9 protein-coding genes are annotated in these 7,472 nt (G+C 46.6%); 6 read left to right on the top strand and 3 right to left on the bottom strand.

The window, feature by feature from the left end; all coding sequences use genetic code 11:
- The first annotated feature begins 97 nt into the window (after positions 1-97).
- A complete protein-coding gene (hisD, locus tag Q0R35_RS18705) occupies positions 98-1,414 on the top strand; it encodes a histidinol dehydrogenase (protein ID WP_295622077.1) in 1,317 nt (438 codons plus the stop codon).
- Positions 1,415-1,662: 248 nt separating this feature from the next.
- On the opposite strand, the gene Q0R35_RS18700 is transcribed toward hisD, so the two are convergent.
- Positions 1,663-2,595: a hypothetical protein gene (locus Q0R35_RS18700; protein ID WP_295622076.1), complete on the bottom strand. Its 933-nt coding sequence runs from the start codon at positions 2,593-2,595 to the stop codon at positions 1,663-1,665.
- Positions 2,596-2,993: 398 nt separating this feature from the next.
- Here Q0R35_RS18700 and glyQ point away from each other — a divergent pair, with 398 nt between their 5' ends.
- Positions 2,994-3,878, top strand: a complete 885-nt coding sequence (glyQ, locus tag Q0R35_RS18695; RefSeq protein WP_295622075.1) for a glycine--tRNA ligase subunit alpha — start codon at positions 2,994-2,996, stop codon at positions 3,876-3,878.
- A gap of 138 nt (positions 3,879-4,016) precedes the next feature.
- Here the strand turns inward: glyQ and Q0R35_RS18690 are convergent, their stop codons facing one another.
- A complete protein-coding gene (locus Q0R35_RS18690; protein WP_295622073.1) occupies positions 4,017-4,148 on the bottom strand; it encodes a photosystem II protein N in 132 nt (43 codons plus the stop codon).
- A 253-nt stretch (positions 4,149-4,401) separates the two neighbouring features.
- Here Q0R35_RS18690 and psbH point away from each other — a divergent pair, with 253 nt between their 5' ends.
- The 3 genes from psbH to Q0R35_RS18675 all read left to right on the top strand — a co-directional run bounded on the left by psbH (position 4,402) and on the right by Q0R35_RS18675 (position 5,114).
- On the top strand, positions 4,402-4,611 hold the full coding sequence (psbH, locus tag Q0R35_RS18685) for a photosystem II reaction center protein PsbH (protein ID WP_295622072.1): 210 nt from the start codon (positions 4,402-4,404) through the stop codon (positions 4,609-4,611).
- Positions 4,580-4,711 (top strand): hypothetical protein, encoded by a 132-nt coding sequence (locus tag Q0R35_RS18680; RefSeq protein ID WP_295622078.1) that lies wholly within the window; start codon positions 4,580-4,582, stop codon positions 4,709-4,711. The genes psbH and Q0R35_RS18680 overlap by 32 nt, the downstream gene beginning before the upstream one ends.
- Before the next feature lie 151 nt (positions 4,712-4,862).
- Positions 4,863-5,114, top strand: a complete 252-nt coding sequence (locus Q0R35_RS18675; protein ID WP_295622071.1) for a TatA/E family twin arginine-targeting protein translocase — start codon at positions 4,863-4,865, stop codon at positions 5,112-5,114.
- 131 nt (positions 5,115-5,245) lie between these two features.
- Here Q0R35_RS18675 and Q0R35_RS18670 read toward each other — a convergent pair whose 3' ends face one another.
- The gene (locus Q0R35_RS18670) at positions 5,246-5,890 is read right to left on the bottom strand and encodes a Crp/Fnr family transcriptional regulator (RefSeq protein WP_295622069.1); all 645 of its coding nucleotides are present in this window, start codon (positions 5,888-5,890) and stop codon (positions 5,246-5,248) included.
- A gap of 194 nt (positions 5,891-6,084) precedes the next feature.
- On the opposite strand from Q0R35_RS18670, the gene glcD reads away from it, so the two are divergent.
- The coding region (glcD, locus tag Q0R35_RS18665; RefSeq protein WP_295622068.1) for a glycolate oxidase subunit GlcD at positions 6,085-7,472 on the top strand (1,388 nt) is incomplete at its 3' end.

Here is a 7,472-nt window from a genome sequence, read left to right as displayed (position 1 = left end):
AAAAATCGCGTTAAATTATAGTAATAAGGTCGCCAAGGATAGACTGTCCCTACAGACCCCCGATCGTTCCACCTTTTGCTAATTGGCATTTTCACCCATGCTGCGAATCATCACTCAGCAGACTGAAGCTCAACAAGAGTTGCAGCGAATCAGTTCCCGCACCCATGACGATGCGATCGTCCATAAAGAAGCCACAGTTAATGAAATCGTCCAGACTGTCAAAAGACAGGGCGACAAGGCTTTACTCCATTATACGGCTGAGTTTGACGGTCAATCTCTGACAGTCGATCGGTTGCGGGTCAGTGGTGCCGAATTAGATGCTGCCTATCAGCAGGTATCTAAGGAATTACTCAAAGCGATCGAACTTGCCGCCCAAAATATTGAAGCTTTTCATCGTCAGCGGGTACCCAAATCTTGGGTGACATTTGGCGAAGATGATGTCGTGCTAGGCAAACGCTACAACCCGGTCGATCGAGCAGGCATTTATGTGCCGGGAGGACGCGCTTGCTACCCCAGTACGGTGCTGATGAATGCCATTCCGGCAAAAGTGGCTGGCGTGCCCCAAATCGCGATGGTGACCCCACCTGGAGCTGAAGCAACTCTCCATCCTGCCGTCCTCGTCGCCGCGCAAGTCGCCGGAATCGAAGAGATTTATCGAGTGGGTGGTGCCCAATCGATCGCAGCCCTAGCGTATGGCACCGATACAATTGCTAAAGTCGATGTAATTACTGGCCCTGGTAATATCTACGTCACCCTCGCCAAAAAGCTCGTCTATGGCACTGTGGGGATCGACTCTCTGGCTGGGCCGTCAGAAGTACTAATTATCGCTGACGGACGTGCCAATCCGACTCATGTTGCTGCCGATCTTCTCGCCCAAGCCGAACACGATCCGATGGCTGCGGCAATTTTGATTACCACCGATCTTAAATTAGCTACAGCAGTCCAAGCCGCAGTTGAAAGCCAGCTCCAGAACCACCCCCGCCGGACGCTGACCGAGAAATCGATCGCTCATTATGGCTTAATCGTGGTAGTTGAAAGCCTAGAAATTGCTGCTGAATTATCCGATCGATTCGCGCCCGAACATTTAGAAATTAAAACCGCAGATCCGTGGGCGTTGGTAAATAAAATCCGTCACGCTGGGGCGATTTTCTTGGGCGATTCTACCCCCGAAGCCGTCGGCGACTACCTTGCTGGCCCCAATCATACCCTCCCCACTTCTGGCGCGGCTCGTTATGCTTCGGCTTTGAGTGTGGAGACATTTATGAAGCACTCCAGCCTGATCCAATATTCACCCGCAGCTTTAAGTAAAGTCGGTGATGCGATCGACGCTCTTACCCAGGCTGAGGGCTTATTTTCGCACGGGGAATCGGTCAGGTTGCGGTTGGACGATGCTGCCGACAAACGGCTGCGCTAGGACGATCGATACTTCTTGCACGCCTAATATTGTCTGCACTGTGATTAGAACGATCTGCTGATGGACTGTGACGATCGAAAAGTGCTGATGGGCGGGTCACCCGCCCAGTTTGATTGGGGTTTCCTCAAGAACGTACTTTTATAAGACGGTTCTATAAAGTCAATCATAGTCATCCATTAATCTGACAAATCATAGTTCAGACAGTAGATTATTGCCTGGGAATCACCGCAATCGATCGCGAAGTCCGCCTAATCATCGGGTAAATCTAATTTAGGCGGTAACGACCGTTTAACAGGTGCGGCGGGCTTTGGTCGATCGACATCGCTGCGCGGCACGATCTCTCTACCATCATCGCCTTCCCAGGGCTTCTTAAATGGTTTTGCGCTTCCAGAATCGCTAGGGGGTCTACTGCCGCCTTTACGGGGCTGTTTGGCCCGAATGGTGGCGACAAATTGCCCGCTGCGGATCTCTAAATTATTCTCGACTCGAATTACGTCAAAATCCCAGAAATTACCGACCAGCTTTTGGGCTAGATCTCCGATCAATCGAATTTTGAAGTACCGCTCTTCTTCGGTTTTTTTCTTAGGTGCTTGGCGAATTTTGACAAAGATCTCTCTAGTTTCGCGAGATTGATAGATCACTTCGCCCCGAATCGAGAAATAACTATCGGGAATGCCCAAAGTTTCGATCGAGGGGAGCGGATGAGCCGCAGGTGCTGGATCGGCGAGATTTTCTGGATCGCTATTTTCTAATGGTTTGACAACCAACTGTGGATCCCACATGCCCATAATTTGGGCGTGGAGTTTGTTGTCCTCCTTGCGAATCCGAGGATAGACTACCCATAAATGCGATTTTTCTAGATCCAGATGATTTTTGATCAGGCTCATAATCCGACCGAGAATGACAGCATCGATCTCTGTCCCATCGTCAGCTAACATTGTCCCCTGATTGAATTCTTCATCCGAGGGGATATACTTACCTAAGATCAAGCCGATCGCCCGATACTGAAGCGGTTCGCTGGCTGGTGGAATCGGCGTATTCCCGGTCAGTTGCAGCATTGGCGGCAACGGTGGATAATCTGCCGGATCTGGTCTTTTCGGTCGTTTGATCGGTTTGGCTGGCCTGGTTGCCGCTTCTGGCTGCAATGGTACTCGATCGGGAGGGAATTGTGCAAAACTCATAGAAAATGCCTTCGGACGGAGTCAAATTTTTCGATCTCCCTCTCATAGTAATCGGGATCTTCGATCCTAAATCGATCGTTATTTCACCAATCGATCGGATCGATGGCAGGGATTGGGGAATCCTGTTGCATATACATCATGCCCACATCTGGCTGTCAAACTACTATGTAAGCGATCGGATCTGTCTGCATGACTTTGGTTGCATTTGCTTGCATAATTATTGATGCCAGCCTATTTTAGCAACTTCTGACCCGGATTTTCCGGATTTTTCGGATTACGCAGATTACGTTGTTGGTAGGAATCGATGCTGTACGATGATTGAGCTGATTTCTGGGATAATGCAGATGATGTTGCTGGTGGAAGCTTTACTGTTGCTGACTTTTAACTTTTTACTTTAGATGAATTTTCAATCTGTTGTTGCTACTTTAAATCAATTTTGGAGCGATCGAGGTTGCTCGATCGTTCAAGCTTACGATACCGAAAAAGGTGCTGCTACTAAAAGCCATCATACCTTCTTGAGATCGATCGGCCCCGAACCTTGGGCAGTGGCTTATATCGAACCCTGTCGTCGTCCGGGTGACGGTCGTTATGGTAATAATCCCAACCGCTATCAACACTACTATCAATATCAAGTACTGATCAAACCTTCTCCCGATAATATTCAAGATATCTATCTAGACTCGCTCAGAGCGGTGGGAATTAAACCAGAAGATCATGATATTCGGTTTGTGGAAGATAACTGGGAAGATGCCGCGATGGGTGCTTGGGGTGTTGGCTGGGAAGTATGGCTCGATGGGATGGAAGTCACTCAATTTACCTATTTTCAGCAGTGTGGCGGGATCGATTGTCGTCCGGTGTCGATTGAAATTACTTATGGCTTAGAACGGCTGTGCATGTATCTTCAAGATGTAGATGCGATCGCTAAAATTCAGTGGAATGATACGCTTACATACGCCGATATCTATCTCCAATCCGAAATCGAGCAGTCTACATATAACTTTGAAGCATCTAATCCCGAATTATTATTTACGCTCTTCGATCTCTATCGCCAAGAAGCCGAGCAACTCATCGCCAAAGGATTGGTGATGCCGAGTCTAGATTACGTGCTCAAATGTTCTCATACTTTTAATATGCTCGATGCACGGGGGGTAATTTCGGTTACCGAGCGTACCCGCTATATCGGGACAGTGCGCGGTTTAGCCCGCCAAGTCGCCCAGCTCTATCTCGCCCAACGCGAAAAACTCGGTTTCCCCCTGATGGCTAAAGCTACTGCGATCGGCTAAATTTACATTACTTCAAATCGGACTCGTAGCCGCGCTTCGCTGTTCGGTAATCGCTTTGGCTATCTTGTCTCAAAGCATGAAACCTAGTTGGTGGGCATTGCCCACCCTACAAGATCTCTGTTCACTATTCACTAAATCCTAGTCTTCATGGTCATCGAAAGGATCGGATAATTGCTTGGCTGGAGAGCCAAACGACATATACAAGCCGTATGCGGTGGTGAGGATCACCGCTGCACCTAACGTAATGCTAAGGATTGTTGCAGATTCCATGATTAATTTAATTTAAGGATGTTGCTTCCCTTACAATATTAGTGAATTTTACAAAAATTTACCAAAAAATCTAGCGATCGGTAGATATCATTCTCTCATCTGTCTCGATGGTAAGTCTGCGATCGACTTGTAGACACCACCATCAATAGAACGGGATCGGTATATCGAAAAATTGGAATTTTCTTTGGTACACTGAGGATGTGGCAGTTAACACACCACATTTCTAGTATCCACATAACATCATCGGTGACGCATGGCACAACGTACTAAATTAGGAGATCTGCTCAGACCTCTGAATGCTGAATATGGTAAAGTCGTTCCTGGTTGGGGCACTACCCCAGTAATGGGCGTATTTATGCTCTTATTCGCAGTCTTTTTATTAATTATTCTTCAAATTTACAATAACTCTCTCGTCCTCGATAGCTTCTCTGTTGACTGGAGTGGCGGCGGCGGCGGACAATAACATTTTTACCGTACGGCGGTTAACCGTTGGTGAGACTGGAGATTTGGGTAAGGGAATGGATAAAACCGAGAGCGCAAATTTTCGATATTTTGCACCATAACGGTTAGCTCTACCCCATACCCGATCGCTAGCCAGTTAGTATAGTTAAAAATTAAATATTTTTAGGTAAGGATCGCACCCTTAGCTAAATCTCAATATTAGGTAAGGCTCGGCATCGTAATACCAGTAAAGCAATTGTCAGGAACAACATTATGAACTTTTTTGGGATCGGTTTACCGGAAACTATCGCGATCGCTGTTGTCGTATTATTGGTATTTGGCCCCAAAAAGTTACCAGAAATCGGTAAAAGTTTAGGCAAGGCACTCAAGGGTTTCCAAGAAGCCTCGAATGATTTTCAGTCTGAGTTTAAAAAAGAAGTAGACGCGATTGAAACTGCGGTCAAAACTCCCAGCCAAATTGAATCGGCAGAAACTGTTAATCATAAAGCCGATAGTAATACTTAATCTGATTTTGTCAATTGACAAAATTGATAACCTACTTACAAAGCCAATCGAAACATACATTTCGATTGGCTTTGCTTTAAATAAACCTAATATTAATTACACCCCAATTTTTTCAATTAATCGACAATCGACTAATTACCAATATGTCCAAAATAGCTATTATCTAAGATCAGATGGCGATGTCGATCGAGCATCATGTAACCTTTAGATTGAAACTGCGCCATCATTCGACTGACAGTAACTCGCGTCGTGCCGATCGCACTAGCTAACTGTTGGTGAGTGAACTTATAATTAATTCGCGTCTGATTATCTGGCAAAGACTCGCCCAACTCATCCCTGAGTAGCGATAATAAACCTCTCAAGCGTTCTACCGTGTGTCGGCGACCGTTGATAATCAATAATAATTCAGCTTGACGCATCCGCTTAGATAACTGTGGGAGTAAAAGCTGAGATAGTCGCATCGAACTCTCAATTTCATCTAACCGCAACCATCGTAAGTATACAGGTGATAAGGCGATCGCCTGATAATCTAGCCGATCGGAGCCTTGAGTGCCAAACCACGCGCCTGTCGCCGCCCAACCAAATAATACCTGTTCGCCATCTTCATAGTTAGCACTCAGTTGTACCAATCCTTGGGTAACTTGCCATACGCCTTCGGGAAAGAGGGGAATTTCATCGCCTTTGGTATGAAAATACAGCCGCTTATTGAGAACTAAAGGTTGTTGATGCTGTTGGTGTGAGTAATCTAAGTCCGTACTTTGAACGATTGACAGCATAATGTTCGCTCCAAAATCTGAACTTAGATTACTCTGTCGAGGTAAAATTCAGGTAATGGAGAGATTAAGACTAGCAAATAGTGGATAGTAGCTGCCGAATGGGGGATAGTAGGTAGTATAAGAGTCGATAAGATCGATCGACTACTTTACTCAAGCCTCTTCGCCAGCAACAACTACGACATTATTCATCACTTATGCTTGTAGCAGAAAAATCTACACAATTCAACTGGAAACCGATTATCGCACAGCTAACAGCGGTCGTCGGTATCAAAGGCATCATTCAACGGCGAGAAGAATTGATGACTTATGAATGCGATGGTTTGACTAGCTATCGCGAACGTCCCGCACTAGTTATTTTGCCCAAAACTACCGCCCAAGTCGCTGCTGCTGTTGAAATTTGCGATCGACATAATGTCGCTTGGATTGCCAGAGGTGCTGGTACGGGTTTGTCGGGTGGCGCGTTACCCGTCGAAAATTGCGTGCTAATAGTCACCTCGTTGATGAATCAGATTCTGAAAGTAGATTTAGAAAATCAACGCGTCGTCGTGCAACCGGGCGTAATTAATAACTGGGTAACTCAAGCCGTTAGTGGCGGCGGCTTCTATTATGCCCCAGATCCTTCCAGTCAGATTATTTGTTCGATCGGGGGTAATATTGCCGAAAATTCTGGCGGCGTGCATTGTCTCAAATATGGAGTGACAACCAATCACGTCATCGGCTTAAAAGTAGTCATCCCCAGCGGCGAAATTGTCGATCTCGGTGGCGAAATTATCGAAATGCCAGGATACGATTTAACAGGTTTATTTGTCGGCTCCGAAGGTACCCTCGGCATCGCCACCGAAATTACCCTCAAAATTCTCAAAACGCCCGCATCCATCTGCGTCCTACTTGCCGATTTCAATAGCGTTGAAGCCGCAGGTAGCGCAGTCTCTGGCATCATCGGCGCAGGAATTATCCCCGCCGGAATCGAGATGATGGACAATTTTAGTATCAACGCCGTCGAAGATGTCGTCGCTACCAATTGCTATCCCCGCGATGCAGCAGCAATATTACTAGTCGAAATCGACGGCTCGGCAGTAGAAGTCGCCACAAATCAAGCCCTGATTGCCGACATTTGCCGCCAGAATGGAGCCAGATCGATCGATGTAGCAACCGAGCCAGAACAGCGGTTGCGGCTGTGGAAGGGGCGCAAAGCCGCCTTTGCAGCAATGGGAAAAATCAGCCCCGACTATTACGTGCAAGATGGTGTCATCCCTCGCACGCAGTTATCCTACGTGCTGCAAGAAATCGCCGCACTAGGCGAGAAATACGGTTACTATGTCGCCAACGTTTTCCATGCTGGCGATGGTAATTTACACCCACTAATTTTGTACGATAATGCTGTCGATGGCGCATTAGAGCAAGTAGAAGCTTTAGGTGGTGAAATTCTCAAACTCTGTGTTAAAGTCGGCGGAAGTATTTCTGGCGAACATGGCATCGGTGCCGATAAACGCTGCTACATGTCAGAAATGTTTACCGAAACAGATCTAGAAACAATGCAATGGGTTCGTCATGTTTTTAACCCTAAAGAGTTAGCCAATCC

It is taken from the genome of Chamaesiphon sp. GL140_3_metabinner_50 (assembly GCF_025361915.1).
GTDB lineage: Bacteria > Cyanobacteriota > Cyanobacteriia > Cyanobacteriales > Chamaesiphonaceae > Chamaesiphon.
The sequence above is the reverse complement of the archived record's forward strand: the minus strand, read 5'-3'. Positions and strand labels throughout refer to the sequence as shown.